27 protein-coding genes and 2 pseudogenes are annotated in these 21,426 nt (G+C 64.6%); 16 read left to right on the forward strand and 13 right to left on the reverse strand.

The window, feature by feature from the left end; translation table 11 throughout:
• Positions 1-463: 463 nt before the first annotated feature.
• From MK_RS01670 to MK_RS01685, 4 genes are all read left to right on the forward strand, one after another.
• Positions 464-886, forward strand: coding sequence for a hypothetical protein (locus MK_RS01670; RefSeq protein ID WP_148679457.1), 423 nt, complete (start codon positions 464-466; stop codon positions 884-886).
• Positions 887-904: 18 nt separating this feature from the next.
• The gene (locus MK_RS01675) at positions 905-1,093 is read left to right on the forward strand and encodes a hypothetical protein (RefSeq protein WP_148679458.1); all 189 of its coding nucleotides are present in this window, start codon (positions 905-907) and stop codon (positions 1,091-1,093) included.
• Between the two features lie 56 nt (positions 1,094-1,149).
• Positions 1,150-1,485 (forward strand): MBL fold metallo-hydrolase RNA specificity domain-containing protein, encoded by a 336-nt coding sequence (locus tag MK_RS01680; RefSeq protein ID WP_158295877.1) that lies wholly within the window; start codon positions 1,150-1,152, stop codon positions 1,483-1,485.
• Between the two features lie 173 nt (positions 1,486-1,658).
• Positions 1,659-1,892, forward strand: a complete 234-nt coding sequence (locus MK_RS01685) for a hypothetical protein (protein WP_011018686.1) — start codon at positions 1,659-1,661, stop codon at positions 1,890-1,892.
• 119 nt (positions 1,893-2,011) lie between these two features.
• Here the strand turns inward: MK_RS01685 and MK_RS01690 are convergent, their stop codons facing one another.
• From MK_RS01690 to MK_RS01715, 7 genes are all read right to left on the reverse strand, one after another.
• The gene (locus MK_RS01690; protein ID WP_148679460.1) at positions 2,012-2,371 is read right to left on the reverse strand and encodes a hypothetical protein; all 360 of its coding nucleotides are present in this window, start codon (positions 2,369-2,371) and stop codon (positions 2,012-2,014) included.
• 67 nt (positions 2,372-2,438) lie between these two features.
• On the reverse strand, positions 2,439-2,672 hold the full coding sequence (locus MK_RS01695) for a hypothetical protein (RefSeq protein ID WP_158295878.1): 234 nt from the start codon (positions 2,670-2,672) through the stop codon (positions 2,439-2,441).
• 21 nt (positions 2,673-2,693) lie between these two features.
• On the reverse strand, positions 2,694-3,056 hold the full coding sequence (locus tag MK_RS01700) for a hypothetical protein (RefSeq protein ID WP_148679462.1): 363 nt from the start codon (positions 3,054-3,056) through the stop codon (positions 2,694-2,696).
• Positions 3,057-3,067: 11 nt separating this feature from the next.
• Positions 3,068-3,619: a DUF1156 domain-containing protein gene (locus MK_RS01705; RefSeq protein ID WP_148679463.1), complete on the reverse strand. Its 552-nt coding sequence runs from the start codon at positions 3,617-3,619 to the stop codon at positions 3,068-3,070.
• On the reverse strand, positions 3,591-3,998 hold the full coding sequence (locus MK_RS01710; RefSeq protein ID WP_158295879.1) for a hypothetical protein: 408 nt from the start codon (positions 3,996-3,998) through the stop codon (positions 3,591-3,593). The genes MK_RS01705 and MK_RS01710 overlap by 29 nt, the downstream gene beginning before the upstream one ends.
• Positions 3,982-4,182 carry a dehydrogenase gene (locus MK_RS09235; RefSeq protein WP_011018689.1) on the reverse strand — a complete coding sequence of 67 codons (201 nt, stop codon included), beginning with the start codon at positions 4,180-4,182 and terminating at the stop codon, positions 3,982-3,984. The genes MK_RS01710 and MK_RS09235 overlap by 17 nt, the downstream gene beginning before the upstream one ends.
• Positions 4,170-4,865, reverse strand: coding sequence for a hydroxyacid dehydrogenase (locus tag MK_RS01715; protein ID WP_264370763.1), 696 nt, complete (start codon positions 4,863-4,865; stop codon positions 4,170-4,172). Before MK_RS01715 ends, MK_RS09235 begins: the two co-directional genes overlap by 13 nt.
• A gap of 528 nt (positions 4,866-5,393) precedes the next feature.
• Between MK_RS01715 and MK_RS09425 the strand changes: the two are divergent.
• The 6 genes and pseudogenes from MK_RS09425 to MK_RS01740 form a co-directional block, all read left to right on the forward strand.
• Positions 5,394-5,516: pseudogene (locus MK_RS09425) on the forward strand (hypothetical protein); the annotation flags it as partial.
• A 33-nt stretch (positions 5,517-5,549) separates the two neighbouring features.
• On the forward strand, positions 5,550-7,442 hold the full coding sequence (gene fdhF / locus MK_RS09430) for a formate dehydrogenase subunit alpha (protein ID WP_394296044.1): 1,893 nt from the start codon (positions 5,550-5,552) through the stop codon (positions 7,440-7,442).
• A 5-nt stretch (positions 7,443-7,447) separates the two neighbouring features.
• Positions 7,448-8,581 (forward strand): Coenzyme F420 hydrogenase/dehydrogenase, beta subunit C-terminal domain, encoded by a 1,134-nt coding sequence (locus MK_RS01730; RefSeq protein ID WP_011018692.1) that lies wholly within the window; start codon positions 7,448-7,450, stop codon positions 8,579-8,581.
• 190 nt (positions 8,582-8,771) lie between these two features.
• Complete coding sequence (locus tag MK_RS01735) at positions 8,772-8,984, forward strand: 4Fe-4S binding protein (protein WP_148679467.1); 213 nt, start codon at positions 8,772-8,774, stop codon at positions 8,982-8,984.
• Positions 8,985-8,993: 9 nt separating this feature from the next.
• Entirely contained in the window at positions 8,994-9,065 is a 72-nt protein-coding gene (locus MK_RS09435) for a 4Fe-4S binding protein (RefSeq protein WP_394296045.1), read from the forward strand.
• 20 nt (positions 9,066-9,085) lie between these two features.
• Entirely contained in the window at positions 9,086-9,346 is a 261-nt protein-coding gene (locus tag MK_RS01740; RefSeq protein WP_394296046.1) for a 4Fe-4S dicluster domain-containing protein, read from the forward strand.
• A gap of 176 nt (positions 9,347-9,522) precedes the next feature.
• On the opposite strand, the gene MK_RS01745 is transcribed toward MK_RS01740, so the two are convergent.
• Together MK_RS01745 and MK_RS09440 are read right to left on the reverse strand one after the other, a co-directional pair.
• Entirely contained in the window at positions 9,523-9,921 is a 399-nt protein-coding gene (locus tag MK_RS01745) for a dehydrogenase (protein WP_011018694.1), read from the reverse strand.
• A 131-nt stretch (positions 9,922-10,052) separates the two neighbouring features.
• Positions 10,053-10,412: pseudogene (locus tag MK_RS09440) on the reverse strand (DUF1678 family protein); the annotation flags it as partial.
• Between the two features lie 46 nt (positions 10,413-10,458).
• Here MK_RS09440 and MK_RS01755 point away from each other — a divergent pair.
• The 4 genes from MK_RS01755 (at position 10,459) to MK_RS01770 (ending at position 14,810) form a co-directional block, all read left to right on the forward strand.
• Positions 10,459-12,159: a hypothetical protein gene (locus tag MK_RS01755; RefSeq protein ID WP_011018696.1), complete on the forward strand. Its 1,701-nt coding sequence runs from the start codon at positions 10,459-10,461 to the stop codon at positions 12,157-12,159.
• 6 nt (positions 12,160-12,165) lie between these two features.
• On the forward strand, positions 12,166-13,017 hold the full coding sequence (locus MK_RS01760; RefSeq protein ID WP_148679470.1) for a hypothetical protein: 852 nt from the start codon (positions 12,166-12,168) through the stop codon (positions 13,015-13,017).
• A gap of 177 nt (positions 13,018-13,194) precedes the next feature.
• On the forward strand, positions 13,195-13,767 hold the full coding sequence (locus MK_RS01765; protein ID WP_011018698.1) for a hypothetical protein: 573 nt from the start codon (positions 13,195-13,197) through the stop codon (positions 13,765-13,767).
• A 605-nt stretch (positions 13,768-14,372) separates the two neighbouring features.
• The gene (locus MK_RS01770; RefSeq protein WP_148679471.1) at positions 14,373-14,810 is read left to right on the forward strand and encodes a hypothetical protein; all 438 of its coding nucleotides are present in this window, start codon (positions 14,373-14,375) and stop codon (positions 14,808-14,810) included.
• A 468-nt stretch (positions 14,811-15,278) separates the two neighbouring features.
• Here the strand turns inward: MK_RS01770 and MK_RS01775 are convergent, their stop codons facing one another.
• Positions 15,279-16,238 (reverse strand): hypothetical protein, encoded by a 960-nt coding sequence (locus tag MK_RS01775; RefSeq protein ID WP_011018700.1) that lies wholly within the window; start codon positions 16,236-16,238, stop codon positions 15,279-15,281.
• 630 nt (positions 16,239-16,868) lie between these two features.
• On the opposite strand from MK_RS01775, the gene MK_RS01780 reads away from it, so the two are divergent.
• Positions 16,869-17,486 carry a DUF1678 family protein gene (locus MK_RS01780; protein WP_011018701.1) on the forward strand — a complete coding sequence of 206 codons (618 nt, stop codon included), beginning with the start codon at positions 16,869-16,871 and terminating at the stop codon, positions 17,484-17,486.
• Positions 17,487-17,728: 242 nt separating this feature from the next.
• Here the strand turns inward: MK_RS01780 and MK_RS01785 are convergent, their stop codons facing one another.
• Positions 17,729-18,154, reverse strand: coding sequence for a methanogenesis marker 6 protein (locus MK_RS01785; protein WP_011018702.1), 426 nt, complete (start codon positions 18,152-18,154; stop codon positions 17,729-17,731).
• A gap of 52 nt (positions 18,155-18,206) precedes the next feature.
• Here MK_RS01785 and MK_RS01790 point away from each other — a divergent pair, with 52 nt between their 5' ends.
• Entirely contained in the window at positions 18,207-19,094 is an 888-nt protein-coding gene (locus tag MK_RS01790; protein WP_158295880.1) for a homoserine kinase, read from the forward strand.
• A gap of 114 nt (positions 19,095-19,208) precedes the next feature.
• Here MK_RS01790 and cbiD read toward each other — a convergent pair whose 3' ends face one another.
• Positions 19,209-20,438 carry a cobalt-precorrin-5B (C(1))-methyltransferase CbiD gene (gene cbiD, locus MK_RS01795; RefSeq protein ID WP_011018704.1) on the reverse strand — a complete coding sequence of 410 codons (1,230 nt, stop codon included), beginning with the start codon at positions 20,436-20,438 and terminating at the stop codon, positions 19,209-19,211.
• Positions 20,435-21,412 carry an S-methyl-5-thioribose-1-phosphate isomerase gene (gene mtnA, locus MK_RS01800; RefSeq protein WP_226988654.1) on the reverse strand — a complete coding sequence of 326 codons (978 nt, stop codon included), beginning with the start codon at positions 21,410-21,412 and terminating at the stop codon, positions 20,435-20,437. Before mtnA ends, cbiD begins: the two co-directional genes overlap by 4 nt.
• Positions 21,413-21,426: the final 14 nt, after the last annotated feature.

Below are 21,426 nucleotides of genomic sequence, written 5' to 3' on the forward strand. Positions count from 1 at the left end.
TGAGTAAATGACATAGACATAGCGTCTTGGGTAAGTTAGTAAGCGAAGACGAAACCTACTGCATCTTTGTCCAGGATTGTCCAGAAGTGAGCGCACTGCGACCGGTCGATGCTGTAAGAGGAGGAATATATCCTTCCCATTCGTACCGTCTAGATGGAAACTTTTGCTCGACCTCGCCTTCCAGTTGCACTTATCTCAACATATCCTTTTGCACTTTTGATGGCCTCACGGCTGGATCGGACCCTCAGCAAATTCCACGAGATACAACAGGAGCAGAAACGCGTTTACATCCCCTGAGTCCGAGTATCGAGAGCGGGTCGTGGTACACTCACCGGAACGATCACCTCTTTAGGTCCAGTGGAGAGTTCTGGGCCCGGGAATCAATCCCCTACTTTTGATCCCTTACCCATACATTTCGTCCAGACACATACTGGTTACAACGATTAAGGGTTGAGGGATGGCCATGCCCGTCGTCCTCCGCCCGCTCGACCCATGGTGCGGGACGGTGGTCGACTGTCACGATGAGAGCGGGGAGCGCCTCACTCGCGTCTTCGTGGACGTGACCGACGTCAAGAGGTCGCAGGTCAAGCGGGCGGACGCGGTTATCGTCACGCACCCGTACCGGGACCACTACGGCGGGGTTCCGAGGACGGGCCCGGAGGTCGTGTACTCGGACGAGGTGACGGCCGCCCTGCTCGAGCTGGAGGGGGTCGACCCCGGGCGCCTCGAGCGCGTGAAGAGGTGTTTCGAAGTCGGGGTATTCGTCGTTGAGACGTACCCGATCAACCACGCGGTCCCGGAGGCGCGGGCGGTCCTGCTGGAGGCGGACGCCCGGGCGCTGATCACGGGTGACTGGTGCGCGCTGGGTGAGCACCCGCCGCTGTAGGAGCAGGTGGACGACGAGGTGGACGTGCTCGTGACCGAGTTCACCCGGGCCGCCTCCGTCCATCCGGACGACCTGGAGACGGCCAAGGCCCGGCTGCAGCGGCTCCTTGAGCTGCATCGGGACGAGCGCGTGGTGCTCCTGCTCAACCCCGTGAACCCGCTCGTCGGGGCCGCCGCCGAGGTGGAGACCGTGCACGTGTCTCGGTGAGATGAGCACGCGGTCAACGTGATCCGGCGGGCCGGGGCGCACCCCGGGGGGCCGACGTGGTGTTCACCGACCGGCCCCGGTACCCGCTCCTCCTCTCGGACCCCCGGCTGATCGAGGAGCGCCTCCCGAAGGAGCCCAAGGTCGTGATCACGGAGCGCTGGTTCCTGTACCGGAGCAGAAAGGTCATGCGGGAGCTGGAGCGGTCGGTCCCGTACTACTACGTGGTCTCCGAGACGGGACATGCTACCGAGTCGGAGATCCGGCGGCTGGTCGAGGAGCTGCGACCCCGGCACGTCATCCTCAGGCACGGGCCCCTACCGTCGAGGGCCGTAGTCACCGGGAGCTGGTTCGGCCGCCGGGGTTCGAGGAGCTGGACGTTCAGGTGTGGGTGAAGAAGAGAAGGGGTGGGAAGCTGACCATGTAGGACGGGCAGTTGGGAGGTGCGTCTTCGGGCCGCGGCTTACTCAACTTTGCTTGACCAAAAATAACCGATTTATATATTTATCCCCCCACATTTGGTACGAGTATCGTTAATTCATCGAACTTATACGTAGCCCGGAAGGGGTTGATCAATGAGGTCTACCTGGTCTTAGACGGCTGTGTCAAGGCGTACCCGTCAGAGCTCTATCTGACGTGGAGTCGCGGCGCTGTTGCCAACTTAACCAGGGAACCTATAGAGCAGAAACCCCAGGAATGGAGCTCAATGCTGAGGTTGACGGCCGCCAAAATAGCTCCCGTCCTCAAACTCCTCTGCGTGGTCTTGCCAGCCCTCCTGGAGCTGATAAAACAGTCAACGTGAGTGGAGAGTTAGGTGGTCACCGTGCGGTCCCCTCTCAGGGCTCCCAGCAAGCGGAACTTCTCGGTGACGTTGAGCATTTACCGCGTCGGCATTCTGCACTCCAGTGAGCCAGGTGGCGGCTAGTACTCGTCCAGCGTCTTCTGACCCGGGACCGGCTCGCCCAGCGCGCTCAGCAGTGACATCACCCGGCGCAACTCCCGCGGGTAGTTGTCCGGGTCCCCGTGCCGGCGTCGGGCCACCGCGGCCAGCGCCCGGGCCAGCTCCCGCACGCCGTCGGCCTTCTCCACCACGCCCTTGACAGCGTCCATTCCCTCGTTCAGCGCCCGGAGGGCCCGGTGCAGGGCGTCCACGGCTGATCTCTCGGGGTTCAGGTTCTCGTCCCGGTCCTCGAACGTCTGGAGGTAGGCGCGGCCCCGGTACCGCTCCACGAACCGCAGGTCCTCCGGGTCGACGCCCAGGACGAGGCCCAGCCGGCGCACCTCGTCCCAGTCCGGGGAGCCGGACTTCGACGGATACCCGTAGAAGGTACAGCACGTAGAAGCTGGCCTACTCGTCCAGCTCCCCAGCCTCCAGCTTCCGCAGCTCCAGGTCCAAGACGACCCGCCGGGCCTCATCCGGGACCTGGGCGGGCTCCACCTCCTCGCCCGGCTCCTCGTCCAGCACCCGCTCGTGCCCGGTGTACACCTGAAGCGCCGCCCCGTAGGCGACCACCAGCTTGTCCACTCCCTCGATCCCCAGCTCCTCCGCCCGATTCACCGCCTTCTCGACTCGATCCCGCACCTCGTCCCGGACCTCCGACCACTAGACCTCCCCGTCGCCCTCCCACGGATCGCACGCCAGGATCAACGTGTACCGGGCCGCGGCCTTATCCCGCTGGTACAGCGACCACTGCGCCTCCGTGTGCACGGGCCAGGCTGCGTTCACCCGGAAGCCCGCGTCCCGGAGGGCCCGCACGAGCGTGTCCCAAGCCCGCAGCTCCCGGTGCGTGAACATGACCGTGAGCCGGCCGTCCTTCGGCAGGCACTCCCTCATCGCCTCGAACGACTTCCGGAGCCCCTCCTCGAACTCCAGAACCGGCTCCTCCTGCCGGGCCGGGTTCGCGACCACCTCACCCTCCTTCGGAGTGAGCTCGCTCAGGAAGGCCTCGGGGAAGAGCTCCGCCACCGGACTCCGCTTCAGCTACACGTAGAAGAAGTCGGTGAGCTCGGAGTACTGGACGTTGTGTAGTAGGGTGGGTCCACGACGATCGTGTCCGGCTTCTCCTCGAGGAGTGTGGGCAGCTTCCGAGCATCCCCCAAGATGACCCGCGGCCGCTCCTTTACACCTCGAAGCAGCCGGATGAACTCCTCGTACGCCTCGAGCACGCCCTTGACCCCGAAGTCCCACCAGCCAGGTACCGCGCCCATCTCGCCGTGATCCCAGGACCACGCGTACGCGTGCTGGTCGAAGATGCCTACGACGGCGCCACGTCCGTAGTGCCATCGCGAGCAGATCGTGTTGTAGTTGATCATCTTGTCGAAAGCAATCATAGCGTACACGGTTAGCGGCTCGCGGTATTCCTCATCCAACCCCTCGCACAACTCTCGGATAACCCCAAGCAACTCCGCGTGCACGAGCAACTGCCGCTCATTAAACAACTTGTAAAACCGATCCACACCCTTACTAAGAACCCTCTCACTATCGTACTTCGGGATCTCCTCAGTAGGGACCAAGTCCTCCGCGACCAACTCCCCCACGACTCGAACAGGACCTCCCGCGCCCGTCCAAAATACTCCCAATCCTTATCGGAAGCCGCCCGATACTCCCGCTCCCGCCCCCGAATCCTCCACGACCGCCGCTAAGTACGCGCGCGAACGGGCAACTCCCCCGGCGGCTCACCCTCGAACTGCCGACGAGGGCGTGCACCTGCTCGCGGCGGATCCTCGTCCCGCACCGCGGGCACGTGACCACGCCCCGACTCACCGTGCCGTTACTCGGATCGAACTCGTCCCTGACCTCCGAGTACTTCACAACATCTAACTCGACCTCGTCACCGCCCTCCGGCACGTCCGGCACGAGCGCGTAGGACCCCTCCGGGTCCAGGTGGTTGTCACGCTTCTTCAACAACCACCAGTTCGGGCGGGTGGGAATCCTTAACCCGCACCGCGTTCACCATCGTGACCGGCTCCTGCAGGATCCGGTCCAAGCACCCCTTTAGCATCGCCCGCTTCAGGGCCTCCCGCTCTCGATCGCCCGGCTCCTCACCCACCTTGATCACAACCGACCGTAACCTGCCCTTCAGCAGCTGCACGCCCGCACCAGCGCTTCCTCATCTACCACCTCGCCCCGAGCGCAGTTGATCAGAAACGCCGACTCCTTCATCAGCTTCAGCTCTCGCTCCCCGATCATCCCCTGCGTTTCATCCGTCAACGGTACGTAAATCGTAACCACGTCCGCACGCCGCAACAGCTCGTCCAGATCCTCCACCAGCTCTACATCCAGCCCTTCTGCCACCTCCTCCGAGATGTACGGGTCGAACGCTATCACCTCCATCTCGAAGGCCTTCGTCCGCTTCGCCACCTGCCGACCGATCCGGCCCAGCTCGATGACGCCCAGCACCTTCCCAGCCAGCTCCACACCCATGAACAGCTTCCGATCCCACTCTCCCCGTCGCACCGACCGGTCCGCCTGCGGAATCCGCCGCGCCAGCACCAGCATCAAACTCATCGTGTGCTCCGCGACCGAGATCGAGCTCGACTCCGGCGCGTTCACCACCACGATCCCACGCTCCGTCGCCGCCTCCACATCGATGTTGTCCACACCAACCCCGGCCCGCGCGATCACCTTCAGATTCTCCGCCTCCTCGATCAGCTCCCGCGTCACCTGCGTCCCGCTCCGCACCACCCACGCGTCCGCGTCCCTTACGTGCCTACGGAGCCCCTCCTCGTCCGCATCCTCAAGCACCACCTCACCAAGCTCCTCCAGCTTCCGCAACGCATCCTCATGAACGGGTCCGTGACCAGGATCTTCGTCATGCGCGCACCCCCGCCCGGGCAAGTGGAAAAATATATTGATGGTGACCGTCGGACGCTCGCCGCAACTGACACCTCAGATTGTTCCGGTCCGAGAAACCGTCCCACGCGATGACGTCGTTCCCTACTAATAAGCAGCCCTACTTGTCCGCTGAAACGGTCCGAACCTTCACAGGCTGGTTAACAAAGCGGAAGAACTCAAGAACCGTTTTTCGAGGCTTCAAACAGACTTCTTCCTCGAAATTTATCTTTGTCGGTCTGCTTAGGATAGGAACCCAATTCATACTCAAACGGACCACCGAACGCGGGGACCGGGGAGTAAGCCGCGGGGAACCCGGGCCCGTCCCGATGTAGGTCGGCGGGAACCCCGAAGGAGGGGACCGTCGACCCGAAGGGCCCCCACGCGGGGGTCCGGGGGAACCGCGGCCGAAACCCGGTCCCCACCCCTCTTCCTCCCCGGAACCTCAGGGGGTGAGAACCCGTGGCTAGGATGCGTTTCGTGCCGCAGGTGTGCCCGTTCTGTGGTTGCGGCTGTGGCATCCTGGTTGGAACCGATGGAGAGGAGATCAAGCTGCTGGAACCGTGGAGGCGGCATCCAGTGAACGAGGGTAGACAGTGCGTCAAGCTCTGGGAGCTACCCGAGGCCGTGCAGAAGGACCGTCTGGAGCGGCCGGTTCGGATGACCGAGTCGGGCGAGCCGCGCGAGCTCTCCTGGAACCGGGCGCTCGAGGAGGTGGCCGAGGTCCTCTCGACCCATGAGCCTGAGGAGGTGTACTTCGTCACCTCGGCCAAGGCCACGAACGAGGACAACTACGTGGCGCAGAAGCTCGCACGGACCCTCGGCACGAACAACGTGGACCACTGCGCGCGCCTGTGACACGCCCCTACGGTGGTCGCGCTGTCCGAGCTCCTGGGTTCCGGGGCGATGACTAACTCGATCCCGGACCTGGTCGAGGCGGACTGCTACCTGGTCGCGGGTTCGAACACGGCGGAGCAGCACCCGATCGTGTACCGCCGGATCCTCCAGGGTCTCGAGGAGAACGACGCGGATCTCATCGTCCTCGACCCGAGGCGCACGCAGATCGCGGAACTGGCGGATATACACCTACAGGTGAGGCCGCGGACCGACCTGATCGTGTTCCTCTACATGGCCAAAGTGATCGTCGAGGAGGGACTGCACGACGGGACGTTCATCGAGGAGCGGACCACGGGGTTCGAGTCGTTCGAGGAGTACGTGCGTGAGGCGGTCTCCGAGGGGGACGTCAGGAGGATCGCCGGCGTGGACCCCGAGGACGTGCGCAAGGCCGCCGTGCGCTACGCCGAGGCGGAGCGCGGGTGCATCCTCTACTGCATGGGACTCACGCACCACGACATCGCCACCCGGACGGTCCGCGCGCTGTGCGCGCTCGCCCTCCTGACGGGCAACGTGGGCAGACCGGGCACCGGCGTCAACCCGCTCCGCGGGCAGAACAACGTCCAGGGAGCGTGCGACGTGGGCGCCCTGGCGACGCACTTCCCCGGGTACCGGCCGATCAACACGGAAACAGCGAATGAAATGTCGAAAATTTGGAGTTTCGAGGTGCCGGACGAGCCCGGCCTCAAGCTCACGGAGGCCTTCGACGCGGACGAGATCACCGTCATGTACGTAGTCGGCGAGAACCCCGCCGTCTCCGAGCCGAACACACGTCACGCGGTTGAGAAGCTCGAAAGCCTCGAGTTCCTGGTGGTCCAGGACCTGTACCTGACCGAGACCGGCGAGCTGGCGGACCTCGTGCTGCCGGCCGCCGGCTGGGCGGAGCGCACGGGCACGTTCACGGCCACCGATCGGCGCGTTCAGCTCGCGGAGAAGGCCGTGGAGCCACCGGGCGAGGCCCGGCCCGACTGGTGGATCCTGGAGGCGGTGGCCCGACGACTGGGGCTCAAGGGCTTCGGACACCGATCCCCGCGCGAGGTGTTCGAGGAGATCCGACGCGTCGTCCCGCAGTACCGAGGGATCACGTACGAACGACTCCGGAGACGCCCGGGCGGGATCCACTGGCCCTGTCCGAGCGAGGACCACCCGGGCACCCCGATCCTGCACACCGAGGAGTTCGCCACCGAGGACGGGAAGGCCCGGTTCCCGAAGCCCGAGGACGTGGAGTACCGGGAACCGGAGCGAGACGTGGACGAGGAGTACCCGCTGATCCTCACCACGGGCCGCGTGTACGCGCACTACCACACCCGCACAATCACGCGACGCTCGCGGCTCCTGAGCGAGGAGGTGCCGGAGTCGTTCGTCGAGATCCACCCGAAGGACGCGGAGCGGTACGGCGTGCGAGACGGGGAACTGGTGGTCGTCGAAACACCCTACGGCGAGTGGCGGTGCCGCGCTCGAGTCACCGATCGGGTGCGAGAGGGCACGATCTTCACGCCGTTCCACTTCGGCGAGAACGTCCTGACGCCCCACGACGTTCGCGATCCGGAGTCCGGGATCCCGGAGTACAAGTACGTCCCCGCCCGCGTCCGACCCGACTCCCGGGGGTCGGCCTCGAGGGGGTAGACACCGTGTCGAGCGTCGAGGTTCAGGTCGGCGGGTGCTACCTCGCCCGGTCCTCGGACCCCGACACCGTCAAGGAGGCCGCGTGCGGGGGCGTCGTCACGGAGCTCCTCCGGCACGCGCTGCGGGAGGATCTGGTGGACGTCGTCGTCTGCGTGGAGCGGGGCGCCGACGCGCTGGACGGTCGCCCCATCGTCGTGGACGATCCCGCCGAGGTGCCCTCCGGCTCCTACCACTGCGCACCTACCCAGCTGGCCCGGCTCGTGGCGGAGCTGCACCGGGAGGACCCCACGCTGCGGGTCGCCGTCACCTGCCGACCCTGCGACGCCCGCACCCTCGACCGGCTGGCCGAGCGGGACCTGGTGAACCCGGACCGGGTGTACCGCATCGGCCTCAACTGCGGCGGTACCTTCGAACCCCGAGTCGTGCTGGAGATCCTGGAGGAGCACGGGGTGGACCCACTGGACGTGGAGCGGGAAGAGGTCGTCAAGGGCCACCTTGTCATTGAGCTCCGCGACGGCGAGGAGATTTCAGTCTCCATCGACGAGTTGGAGGAGCAGGACTCCGGGCGCCGGGAGAACTGCCGCCGGTGCGATGAGAACATCCCAGAGCGCGCGGACCTGGCGTGCGGCAACTGGGGCGTTCCAGACGACCTGCAGGGTGAGTGGACGTTCGTCGAGGTCAAGACGGAGGACGGGCGCGACCTGCTGGCCGGGGCCCTGGACGCGGGCACGATGGAAGTGCAAGAGGCCCCCGGAAAATCGGTACAGATCCGGGCGAAGATCGACGAGGTCATGCGGAAGATGGCCCGGTCCTGGCGGGAGAAGACGCTCGATGAGGATTGGCTGACGGAGGCGATCGAGGCGCTCGACCGCTGCATCAAGTGCCGAAGTTGCCGGCAGGTGTGCCCCGTGTGCGCGTCGTGCGAAGAGGGCTGCTGGTCCTTCGCTGGCCGGGAGTCGGTGACCCCCACCCCAGTCTGGCACGCCCACATCGCCCAGTGCGTCGCCCTGTACTGCGTCGAGTGCGGCGCCTGCGAGACCGCGTGCCCCGCCGAGATTCCGCTGACCCGGATCTACAGCGTCCTGCGCGAGCGGCTCCCGGACGTCGTCGAGCGGCTGGCGGAGCCGGCGGAGGAGTAGACCGGCGACGCCCCGGTCCCTCCCCGCTTTTTCTCCCGTGCAAGGCCCACTAGCAGGTATGATCCCGACCGACGGCCTTGCGCTCCGCGCAACTGACTCTTTATAAGCATTGCCATCTCTCGGCACCCCGATTTATAAGACGGTGGTGCCTGGAAAGCGGAGCGTCAGGCCGAGTTTGGGGGACGCGCAAATGACGGACGGTCTGCTCAAGCCCGTGAAGGAAGTCTCCCCGCTCACCATCCGAATCGTGCGCGAGGGCGCGAAGACGCGGGAGCTGGTCGTGAACCTCGACCGGTGCGCCGCCTGCGGACTCTGCGAGCGGGCCTGTTCCGTGAACGCGATCACCGTCGAGACCCCTTCCGCCGTTGTGCGCAAGGGCGCCGACCCACTCGACATCGACTAGGAGACGTGCGTGCTGTGCGGTATCTGCGCCTTCGTGTGCCCGTACGACGCGATCACCTGCTCATCGACGGTGAACCGGTAACTGAGCGAGGCGTCCCCAAGCTGCCCAAGAACGTAGAGGTCGACGAGGACCGGTGCGTGTACTGCGGCGTGTGCATGCGCACCTGCCCTGTCGACGCCATCCAGGTCACCAAGCCCTACCAGGGTCACATCGAGATCGACGACGAGGAGTGCGTCGGCTGCGGACTCTGCGTAGAGATCTGCCCGTGCAACGCCCTCGAGTTCGGGCGGGACGGCACCGCCGAGAAGACCCGCATCGTCGTCAACCTCGACCGCGTCCTGGGGCCGACCGAGAAGGAGTAGGCGCCCTCCCCCACGTCCCCGGCCAATCGTTATGAATTACAAAACGATAGGTGGAGCTAAGGTGGGATGAGAACAGCGGTGAGCACGGACCGATGAAGAGGCCCCAGCCTCATCCCGACCGCCACCTCTTCCCCGGCCGCACGCCCACCCGCTCCTCCACCACATCCTCGATGAGCTCACTCCGACGGATCCGAGAGTACAGCCCCTGCCAGCCGCCGTTCTCGCCCTCCCACCACGCCTCGAACCCCTCCAACCGCTCCGACAACCACGCGCAGAGGCACAGACCGAGAAGCCGAGCCGATCGCTCGTTCCACGCCCGACGGAAACACTCCGACAACCGCTCCGCCGCCTTCCCCCAGCCCCTCCAACAACACGCCCGCCGCATCTTCCAACACAGCCAGCGCGACCACGCCGCGAACCGGGTGCACGTCCACCCGGCGGTACGCCTCCCTCAGCACGGCCGCCGGTCCCTCTCCGTCGACCCCCCAGCACGCCAGGCCCGCGATCCAGCCCTCCTTCAGCGCCTTGATCAGCGCGTCCTCGTGTATAGGATCCGTCACCAGAATCTTGGCCACGGAGACACCCCCGGCCGGGCACGGATAGCCCCGAAAATATGTTGACTGGGTCCTCTCCTCCGGGGCCGGCCCCGTCGCCGTGATGGTGCCGACGGATCCGCCAAGGTCGACGTGAGCACCTGACGGGGCGCTCACGGTACGTGTCCCAGCTTCCATCGCTCTAATTCGAGTTTCACGCCGGGAGTCTCGTGTTTCCCGTCGAGGGATTTCCTGCGGCGGATTATCCTCTTGAGGTGAGCGGAGTAATGAGCGGGCCAGCCTTCGAGGGTTCTCACGAGGAAGGGTTCGAGCCGGTTTGGGAGTTCTTCTAGGAGGTCGCGGATTCTTGGTGATTCGGAGGGTCTGGCGTCGAAGGTCAGTGCGAGCCCGCGGGCTAACAACCGTCGGGCTTTCTTGTATGGGAGGTCCGAGACCTCGGTCAGGAGGGTCTTGAGCACCGAGCGGAGGTTGCGCATTAACTGACGGGCGAGCTCGAGTACCTCCTCACGACCCGGGGAACTCGTACGGTACACGGACAAGACAGCGAGCGGGCTCTCGGTGCGCATCGTGGACTGGTGCGCGCTCGACCCGAGGGCGTACGACGAGGGGCGACGTAGGGTCGCGGCCCGAGCCTGCCCGGATCCGCAGCCGTACTGGGTCAACGGTGAGCCGTTAGTCTTCCAGACACCGACCCTGATCTTCGGAGACCGGGGCGACGGTAAATACCCGATAGCGTGGCTCCTCAAGATCCAAGCACCATCGGACAAACGGATCACCGAGCTGGACTTTCCGGAGCGATGGTGGAAGAAGGGAGGTCTCCTGTGGATACTGGCGATCACGGAGCTGGCCGAGGACGGTAGGTACTACTCGGTGTTCCCGGAAGAGGATCTGCTGTGGGATCCGTACCGGAGGGAGGGCTGCCCGTACACGCCCCACTCCGACCTGGACATCTGCACCCGGCTCGGTGTGCCTTTCGCGCTCAGGTACTACATCGACAAAGCACCCGCGCCGACTCCGGACATGCTTTGGAAGGCGTACGTACGGGGAGTACCCCCACCGGACGACGGGGTTACCACCGACTTCGGGTCCGTCCTGCACGGGACACAGTGGTACACCGAGGGCGTCTCGAAGGCTACGGAAGGTCTCAAGCTCGCACTGTCGGCGCTGACGGCACTGTACGACTCGGCGGCCAAGCGACAGGCCGAGGACCTCGGGTTGAAGGCGTACAGGGCGTACCCGGCGGTGGTCCAAGGAGTCGTGTGGTCGAGCGACTCGTCACAGCTGCTGATCTACCAGCCCACGCTCGGAGTTAGCTTCTACGATCCACCGGTCCTCGTTCGAGCGCTGAACTCGTACGCATCCGCGCTTCTGGCCGCGGCCGAGGACCTGGTGCTGAGGATCGCCCTGGGTCGACCTCAGCTCGCACCGTGGCAGTGTGACGACGCTCGGCTGGAGAACCAGCTGAGGGAGGAGTTCGTACGGAAAGTGAACGAGGAGCTAGGGCTCAACGAAGCGACCGTCAGGGACTTCACGGAGGCGATCGACCGTGGAAAAGAGGACTTCGAGAGCTTCCTGAAACGGACAGGAGTCGTGAAGGTCGACGCTGAGGTCGAAACGGCCCTGTCGACGCTCCTCGCACGCGTCTGTGGGTTGAGCACCGAGGCGACGGTGTACACCTACTACTCGATGGCCACCGGGGAGATACTCCCGCTGGTGATCACCCCGAGGGCGCTCCCATCGAAAGGTGGGGTCACAACGGGCAGCTTCTGCAGCACGCTGACGGACAACCTCAGGAAGGCGGAACCGGGCTTCACGGCGTCGGACGACCTCCTATCGACGTTCAAGTACTATTTCAACAACCCACTGATCAACGGGGCGATGGCGACGCTACTCTCGTGGGGGATAGAGTGGGCGATCATCTTGTCGGCAGGGCTCATAGCAGGCCCCTTCCCCGCGGCGGCGGAACTGCTGGTATCCGGTGCACCGTACCTGGCGGCCTTAGGTTCGTCCGCGATCATGGCGCTGCTAGACGGATGGTTGAACAACAGAACATGGGATCAAGTCTCGGAGGAGATAGCCGTGGGCGCCGCGGCCGGTACGGCGGTGTACAGGTCCGTGGGCAGGTACATCTCGAAGATATCGGAGTACGCCGACACGACCGCCTCTAAGATCATAGCGAGGTACTACGACTTTTCGTTCAACTGGAGCGCCAACTCGATCCTAGCGGCCACGTCGAACCTGTGGTTGATAGGGGGATAACGCCCGTTGTCCCTTCTTTACCAGGTCTACCTGCTGCCCCTCGCCCTTATCTACATCTTCTTCGCGTCGGTGGTACTGTGGCCGATATCGGTAGCGATAATTGCCGTTAAGTGGAGGAGGGCACGGAAGATCCTAAACGAAGCCATAGGATCAGGTACGGTGGGTCCCTACGGTGGAGTGAATGGAGAGACCGGGGTCAGACTCTCCTCTACGAAGGTAGTATGGTACTACGGGATCTTCGACTTCCCACCGATAGGCTTACCCGTCGTAGCACTACTCTCCGCTGTCGCTCTAGGAAAAGGCTGGGAGAATCTCACGGCATGCCCCGGGATACGGAACTTATCGATGAGCTTACTCACCTGGGTGTTCGTGAACTCCTGTCTTCTAGGTATCGTGGGTAAGCTGGTGTGGTACCTTAGACTCAAGAGACTAGATGTCAAGTTCATAGCCGAGTCCAAAAAGAAAGTAAACCGTAACATCATCAAGAAGATCTGCGAGAAGTACAAGTACATCGACGTGTACTCAGCTTTTAATGTAACTCTCATGATGTGGTTTTATAATATATTTGCGGGAGGAATAATAGTGTCGCTGTTTACGCTGATATTTTATCTGACTAACACCAAAACATTGTTGATACATAGGTATTACTACAACATTTTAACTGTGTCAATAAGTTTAGTAATATTAACGAACTCGGTACTGATAGGATTATGGTTTTCTAGACGTAAGTACATTTGTTCACCGAAGATACAGTCAAACTCTATTATTATATATTTAATCACAGCTATAGTGACGATCTATACATCAGTAATATCATGTGCTATGTTCGAGTACGTAATAACTGGGTCGCTTTCCTGAAGACCGGTCCGAAAACTCCTGGACACCCTCGCGATCCGGGATCGCGCGATGACCTCTAGGTCCCTCGCAACATTAGAGCTCTCACGCCATCTCCTGCGCAACCGTTGAATTAACTTCAAAGAGCTTGTACCAAGGGTACGACCGCCTGTGTGTGCGGCTGAAGATGGGGGTACACGTTTGTCGGACGACAAGCGCTCCTACGCCAGACCGCTCGGTAGGACCGCGATGTTCGTGGTCGCGTCCGGAGGGTACTACCAGCTCTACTGGTTCTACCGCAACTGGAAGGACTTCAAGGAGTACCTAGGCCGCGACGTCAACGTGGTGCTCAGAACGATCGGGCTGTTCGTACCGTTCGTCAACCTCTACCTGGTGTGGAAGCAGTTCGTGGAGATCAACGAGTTACTCGAGGAGGCCGGACTCGACCCGTGTCCGACCAAGATCCTGTACCCGGTGTGGTTCGGGTTCTTCTTCGCCGGCAACAGGGGGATTTTCCACGCCGAGACGCGGGTGGACGCGCTCGGCGCGATCGTGGCGTTGATGGTGTCCTGCGTACCGCTTCTGGTGGTGCAGAAGAAGCTCAACGAGTACTGGAGGGAGGTACAGGGGGGACTTACCCCCACGTGGAGTGTCCAAGGGCGAGCTGACGGTGGTGGCGGTGTCGTGCCTGCTGATATGGGGAGGGTTGCTGATCTGGGAGTGAACGCCCGATCCCGTCGCACCGACTCGGGTGAACCGCGGGCGGAGACGTAACCCGCGCGGAAAGGCCGGGGTCGGGTTCCACCGGTCGTACCCGGGAGCGCCGTCGGGATGAAGAGGTTATCCCACGCGGTGCCCGTCTGCCGCGCGGGGGGAGGTTGTCGCCGTGGGTGGTGGCGTTCGAGCGGCGTTCGGACTCGCCCTGGTGGTGTTGATCGCGGCCCCGTCGGCGGGAGCGGGAGCAGCGGCCGGGATGCAGGAGGACCCGACGTGGGAAGAGTGGGCGCTGAGTCACGTCACGGTGGCCGTCGCGGGCGGGATGATCTCGTTCGCGGCGGCGTACGCGCTGGCGTCGGTCGCGGAGGCGGTGACCGGTGGACACGTCGGTGAACACGAACGTGGGGAGGTCGAGGCCTCAGCCACCTCGGCCGAGGTTCCCTCGGTGTACGGGCGGGGCGCGGCGGTGGGTCTGAAGGCCGGAACGATATTGTATCCGGCGCTGCCGATGACCTCGGCCTCGATCGGGATGATCTCGGGGTACCTGATGTCCGCGGACGCGTGGAGGGGGACGTTGGGCGAGCGGACGTGCTGGCCGGGTTGGGGATCGTGGACGCGTCGATCAAGGGGCGGTCCTGCTCCCGTCGTTCGAAGTGCCGCTGTTGACCTCCCTGGTCGAAGGGGAGTGGGCCCCGTCCCACGATCCCCGGATGGGAGGCTTGGGACTCGCCATCACGGGTCTGCTGTTCCTCCTCCCGACGATGGCGACGGCGGAGGTCGTCTGGGGACCGCTGGTGGTGACGCTCGTGACGGCGTTGAACGCCTGGTACGCGGTGAAGGCGCTCTCCTCGGGCCCGTCTCCCCTGGTCCCGCTGGCGCTGCTTGAGCCGGGACTGGCGGTGCTGTGCGTCGTCTGCGAACCCGTGAGGACGTGGCTGGCGGGGATCCCGAAACTGGTGGCCGGTGCGCTGATTTGTTTGGAAGGCCCGGTCGACCGGCTCTTCCGGGTGGACGAGGTATCCGACGACGGTGACGCTCGAGCCGACGCGGGCCGGTCACCTATCCCCACCGGGAGCGCGGCCCACCTCACCTCACGATGATCCGTCGAGAGGACCGGAAGACACACGGACACCCATGCGAGCGTGACGGCAGTGGTTCGTCCCCCTCGCACACCGTCATTCGACCCTTACCCTCCGGCTTTTACCGGCCGGTTTCGGGTTGATGGGTGGGGGTCCGATCTCGTCCTCCGAGGGAATGGGTTTCAGTCGGTCGAGTCGTCAGTGCTTCCCCCGGGGTAGACTGGTGATGACCTGTGTTCCGGTGTTAAGGTTGGAAAGGTCTCAGGTTCATGGGACCGGTGGAGGAGCGTAAGACCTTGAGAGCCTTCCAATCATGCTGAAGGTGCCCACGTCGACCCGGGAGTTCTGAAGGAGCAGAACACACGTGCTGGCGTCGATTGTACGCGTGCCTCTCGGGGAGTCAATCCGGAAACGGGGTGGACGATGGGGAGAGCCGGTGTCCGATCTCTGGCGGACGGGTCTGGGGGGTGAGGGTTCTCCTCCGCGCTTTCACCTCCGTCGTACCGGTACGATCGGTACGATCAGCGGTGTCGGGACGATCCCACCGGTGGACTCCGTCGTACCGCGCTCGGACGCCGTTTCCCCTCGCTGGGGCGCGGGCCCGACCGGGGAGATCTCCATCACGACGAGCACTGGCAGGTAGCGGGTCAGGCTCAGGAAACGGGACGCCTTCCAGGTCGGGCCCGGGTCCACGCGGACGCCACCGGCCTCGACGGAGAGCCCGAACGGCAGGCCGGCCACGTCGACGATCACCGTGTTGACGTTGGCGGACCGCGAGGACGGGGGTGCCGAGTAACTCCATTCCCCGGGGACGATCCAGCGCCACCGCCCGGTCTCCGGGTCGTACACCGCCACGAAACCGACGCTCAAACCGTGGACCCTCACCTCGTACGCCGGGTTGGCGGCCGCCGGGATGGGCCACGCGAAGTACGTTCCCTGCTCTCCCTCGTGGGTCCGGCAGGTGGTCACCACCTCCAGGGTACCCAGCTGCTCGTCGTACCCTCCCGTCCCCTCCACCGGGAGGACGAAGGTCAGCTCCCGCCACCGGATCATCTTGTTCGGGAACAGGGCCTCGAGCGCGTCCATGTACGGCGTACTCCCGGAGTGCAGGTTGTAGGTCACCCACTCGATCTGATCCCTGTTACCCGGCCAGGTCACGGTCCGGACCGACACCGGCTCGACCTCGACCTCACCGCCCCGCTCGGGCTTCCACTTAGCCGTCACGAGCTCCGCATCGCTCGGCACGAGCACCTTGATGGGCACTCGGGTGCTCCCCTCGAGCCCGTAGCCGAGGACCTCGACCGTCAGGTGGGCCCGGACGGTGTTCTGGTCGGTGAGCGTCAGCTCGGTGCGCTCGGTGAGGTGGACCTTGGAGACCGGGCTCCAGGCGTCGGCGAGCGCGGACCCAGGTAGGACGAGGAGGATCGCCGCGAGGGCCGCGCCGAGCACGGTCTTTCCCCCTCACCGAGCGTCGTGGTTGCGGTCTAGCGGTCATCGCGTACGCGCACGCACAGCCGATGAAAACTCGTTAAATTGATTTTCCGGAGAGAACCGAAACCACCGAAGGCGCGGAGCCTCCGAGACGTTTCCCCGGTGGCCGTCTTCAGGAGGCACGCTACCTCGCGGCGGTGCATCGCCGGTACCGGAGTTCAGGCGAGGGACCGGCGACGCCCGCCTTGCCACGCTAACGGGGCCAGTTATGTTCCCTTAATGGGTGTCCGACCCTGAAAGTCGGGTTGAGTGCACGCCCGTACCTCTCGCCTTCTGAGACGCGGTCTTCGGATACCCTTCCGGATCACCTCGACCGGCGATGGTGGAACGGACGCGTGGGCCGAGACTGGCTCTGTCGGCCGTAACGGAGCGGATTCCCCCATCATCCATCCCGGTCGAGGGTACGACCTGCGGTAGGCTTGCCGATGAAACCGCAGCGGACGGGCGACCCGACCTCAGGAGCCGAGTTGGACAGCCATTGTATGGGAGACAGAGTATGTCCGGACGACAAGTTATATATCACGACACCGTCGCTCTCCTCCCGCTTCCATACAACTTGGGAGCATTTAAGGGGATCACGTGCCGGGGTTGGTCGGATCGCACGTGCCCATACCCCATGACCCGGTCGAACGGATCCGGGCACTCCGCGTCCTGAGGGAGGTCTACCGTCGTGGGAAGAAGCCGAGTCTCGAGGTGACCTATCGGACCGTCAACGGGAGCACGTGCGGGCCGTACTACGTCGCGAGATGGCGTCGCGACTCCCGACACAAGCGCGGGCGCACGCTCTACCTGGGCAAACCCGAGAACAAGAGTGTCCGGTTCGTCGAGTGGTTGGTCTCACTGGATCGTGAGGAGGTACTCGAGCTCGCGCGGCAGCTCATGAGGAACCTCCGCTCGGTGCTCAAAACACTACTCACCGAGGTCTCGGACTTACCATACAAGAAAGCTCGACGAATACTGGCCCGCGGGCTCGCGCTAGCATTCGACGCCAGACCCGCGGGATCTCCCGGAATCCGGGACGTGTTGGAGAAGCTACCCGATCGACTCGAGTCCTTCCTAATCAGGACCCTCGGAGGATGGCCCGCCCACTACTCGAGCTACCTGGGGAAGGTCATCCACTCCCGCAGGAAATCCCTCGACGGGAAACACGAGATCCCCGACGTGAAACTCGAATTAGAACGATGGAAGCTGCGACACGGCCGGTAACGCCGGTGAGAACGTTCATCACCTTCGGTTGCTACCCATGCGGCACTATCTGACGGAACACGATCGCCCGGGATTAGACGGTCGTTGGTGGTTCTGCAGTCCTTCGGGGTAACAACTGGGAGGAAGTACAGAGAGACCTATCCGTGCGTCCATGTGAGCTGACGGCGGATCGTCGTGCCCGCTGTTGTGTGTCGGTCGTCACCTTAGGACGTCAGGACGTCGATACTCACCTCGCGGGAGTCCTAATTCAGCTCCTCGGCGAGCTTCCGGATGGTGTCCGCGGACACGGGTTCCCGCTCCTCGAGTTCCACCTCTTCCCCCTTGTCTAGGGCACGCAGCCCCTCCGCGATGAGGTCGAGGAGCTCGACCTCGCGCTGGAGCTGCGGGAACCCGGGCCTGGGACCGCCTCCTCGGGTCCTCCGGCAGACCCTGGGGTCCCCGGCGGGGTACCCCCTCACCTTGGAGAACACGGCGTACCCGAACTCCTCGCGGGCCCTCTCGGCGAGCTTCCGCAGCTCGTCCTCGGGACCGTCCGCGATGGCCCCGAAGCAGGTCTCCTTGATCGTCACTTCGGGCGGCGAGTTCTCGAGGAGCCACTGGACGAGCTCCTTCGGCGAGACGCCGGTACCGGGGGCTAGAGCGAAGTAGCGGCTGACGTTCAAGGGCACCACCCGGTCCCCCGGAGGGCCGGCGCTAAGTATCCTTGTCGGGGTGACGCCGTTGTCGACGGTCGTACGGGCACCGGCGACGATCGCCAACGTCGGTCCGGGGTTCGACGTGTTCGGGCTGGCCGTCGACGGGTTCCACGACGTCGTGGAGGCACACGAGGCGGACGGCGTGAGGATCGTCACCGAGGACCCGATCCCGACCGATCCCGAGCGTAACACGGCGGGACGTGTGGCCCTGAGGATGGTGGAGGAGTTCGACCTGCCCGGGGTGTCCTTGGAGATCAGGAAGGGCGTCCCGATGGGGGGATTGGGTAGCAGCGCGGCCTCGGCGGTGGCGGCGGCGGTGGCTATCGACCGGGAGTTCGAACTGGGGCTCGAGGAGTCCGAGCTGCTCAGGTTCGCGGCGGAGGGGGAGCGCGCGGCTGCGGGGGAACCCCACTACGACAACGTGGCCCCGTGCCTGCTGGGCGGTTTCGTGATCTGGCGGTTCGAGCGGGAGTACGTGAGGCTGGAGGTGCCGGGAGACCTCAGGTTCGTGACGGTGACGCCGACCGGGGTGAGGGTGACCACCGAGGAGGCCAGGAAGGCCCTCAGGGAGCGGCCGCCCTCGCTGGACGACGTGGTGAACAACCTCTCGGCGGTGGCGCTGATGGTGCACGCGCTCCACGAGGAGGACGCGGAGACGTTCGCGAGGATGGTCGGATGGGACAGGATCTCGGAACCCGTGCGTAAGCGGTTCGTACCCCGGTACAGGGAGCTCCGGGAGACCGCCTACGGGACCGGAGCGCTGGGGTTCGCGATCAGCGGGGCGGGACCGACTGTCTTCGCCGTGTGCTGGCGCGAGGACGCCGAGGACGTCAGGACGGCGCTCGAGGACGTGTTGGACGGGAAGTGCGTGTCGGCCGTGCACCGGGTCTCGGACGGGGCGGAAGTGGCTTAGCCTCTCCGTCAGCGGCCTGGAACGTCCTCACCGATCGGGCGGCCGATTAGATCATCATCCGGAGAGGGTCTTCCGACGGTTCACACCGTCGTGGATCAGCGGCGGCCTGTGTCCTCATCCCTTCGGACGGCCGATTAGATCATCATCGTACCCGCGAACCAGCCGCTTCCAGCCCTCCCCCTCGACGACTTCTTCCGAGTCATCCGCACGAAAATACAGCGCGCACCCGCACTCGAGGTCGTGATCGGAGCTCACCCGCTCCTCGACGAGCTCGCAGACGCGTTCGAACAGCTCCCGACGGACGTCCGGATCGAGACTCCTCAGAAACTCGGATATTAGCCCCTCGTGACGCGCCGCCTCGACCGCGAGGTCGGGCCGGCCGATCTCGACCAGCCGGGTCACCAGGGACTCGCGGCGCGCGTCGGCCACCTTGGCGTGCGTGTTGTACGCGCCCGCCGCGAGCTTGAGCAGCTTACCGGGCATCCCGAAGATCAACACGGCGTCGAACCGCTTGACCTCTCCGTCCGCCGGGACACCGGTCTTCACGGCCTCGAGCGCCAGGTCGTACCTGCCGTGGCAGTTGACGATATCACGGGAGGGTATCCCGAGTCGTCGCGCCCGGTCCATGGTCCTGTACCCGGTGACCAGGCAGGGGACGCGTTCGACGTACCGGAGATCGCTTCGGATCGACCCCTCGATCGCCTCCTCGGAGTTCGGGTCCACCAGGCCCTTCGTCCCCAGGATCGAGATGCCTCCCTCTATCCCGTGACGGTGTGCCAGGGTCTTGCGGGCGATCTCCTCGCCGTCCGGCACCTCGATCGTGACCCTGAGCCCGACTCCGTAGGAGTCGACGAGGTAGCGCAGGTTGTCAACGATCTGTTCCCGCACGGCCTCGGAGATCGCGGGTTTCCCGGAGGGTGTCTCACCGACCCCCCTACCCGCGCGTATCTCGACACCCTCGGAACCGGTCTCCTCGACCCGGGCGGCGATGGTGACGCCCGTAGTGACGTCCACGTGGTCGTCGCTCCCGGGTTTCCTCACCCTGGCTTCGGACGGGTCTCCACCGACGCGTGAGATCCGGACGCCTATAACGGTCCCCACCGGGAGGCGGACGCGGACGGTCCGTACCGTCCTGCCCTCCAGGAGCCGGATGGCCGCGGCCTTGGCGGCGGCGGTGGCGCAGGTCCCCGTGGTGGGTCCGCGCCGGAGCACCCGGGCTCCGTCGGTCGTGATCAGGCCGGTGCGTACCAGGTACCGGGCCGTGGGGAGGTCGACGTCTAGTTCTCTCCTCACGAGCTCGAGGTCTACGGGGATCCCGCGTATCGGGTCGAGGAGGTCGTTCATACCAGGTCGGCCACCTCCTGGGGCTCGACGACGCCCTTCTCGGTGATGATCGCGTCGATGAGCTCCGGTGGCGTGACGTCGAACGCCGGGTTGAGGGCCGGCACGTCCTCCGGGGCCACCCGGACACCGCGGACGTTCTTCACCTCGTCCTCGGACCTGTGCTCGATCGGGATGTCTTCGCCGGTCTCGGTCTCGGGGTCGATGGTACTGGTGGGAGCCGCCACGTAGAAAGGTACGTCGTGGCGGTCCGCCAGCACGGCGATCTGGTAGGTCCCGATCTTGTTGGCGACGGACCCGTCCAGGGCGATGCGGTCCGCCCCCACGATGATCGCGTCGACCTTACCGCTCGCCAGCACGTACCCCACGGCCGTGTCGGCTATCAGCGTCACCGGTATGCCGTCCCTCGAGAGTTCCCAACAGGTGAGTCGTGCCCCCTGCTGCACGGGACGCGTCTCGGTCGCGATGACCTCGACCTCTTTGCTCATGTTGAACACCGCGGACCGGACGACACCGAGGGCCGTCCCCCAGTCCACGCAGGCGAGGGCTCCGGCGTTGCAGTGGGTGAGCACCGTGCACTCGTCGGGCAGTAGTTCGGCCCCATGGTCGCCGAGCTCCCGATTCACTTCCACGTCTTCCCGGAGGATCCGCTCGGCCTCCTTCCGCGGGTTTTTGGCTTCCTCCATCCTCTCGAGCGCCCAGAAGAGGTTGCGTGCCGTCGGACGTGTATTACGGAGTCGTTCGATGGCCTCTCCGTAGTCCTCGTCCCGCTCGTACGCCACCCACGCGCCCAAGGCGGCGACGGCGCCGATGAGAGGTGCCCCTCGGACGCGCATGTTCTCGATCGCTTCCGCGGCGTCCTCGTAGGACGTGCATTCACGCCAAACCTCTCGGTCCGGTAGCTCCGTTTGGTCCAGGACCTCGAACCGTGCCTCGTCCCAGTACACCCGCAACGTCAACGTTTTAAACGCGGACACGGGCTTCACCCCTC

The organism is Methanopyrus kandleri AV19, assembly GCF_000007185.1.
GTDB classification, from domain to species: Archaea; JAADCQ01; Methanopyri; order Methanopyrales; family Methanopyraceae; genus Methanopyrus; species Methanopyrus kandleri.

Coding starts and splice junctions, on each gene's coding strand:
- MK_RS01735 (WP_148679467.1), top strand. CDS start 8,772: ATGACGGACGGTCTGCTCAAGCCCGTGAAGGAAGTCTCCCCGCTCACC.
- MK_RS01670 (WP_148679457.1), top strand. CDS start 464: ATGCCCGTCGTCCTCCGCCCGCTCGACCCATGGTGCGGGACGGTGGTC.
- cbiD (WP_011018704.1), bottom strand. CDS start 20,438: ATGAACGACCTCCTCGACCCGATACGCGGGATCCCCGTAGACCTCGAG.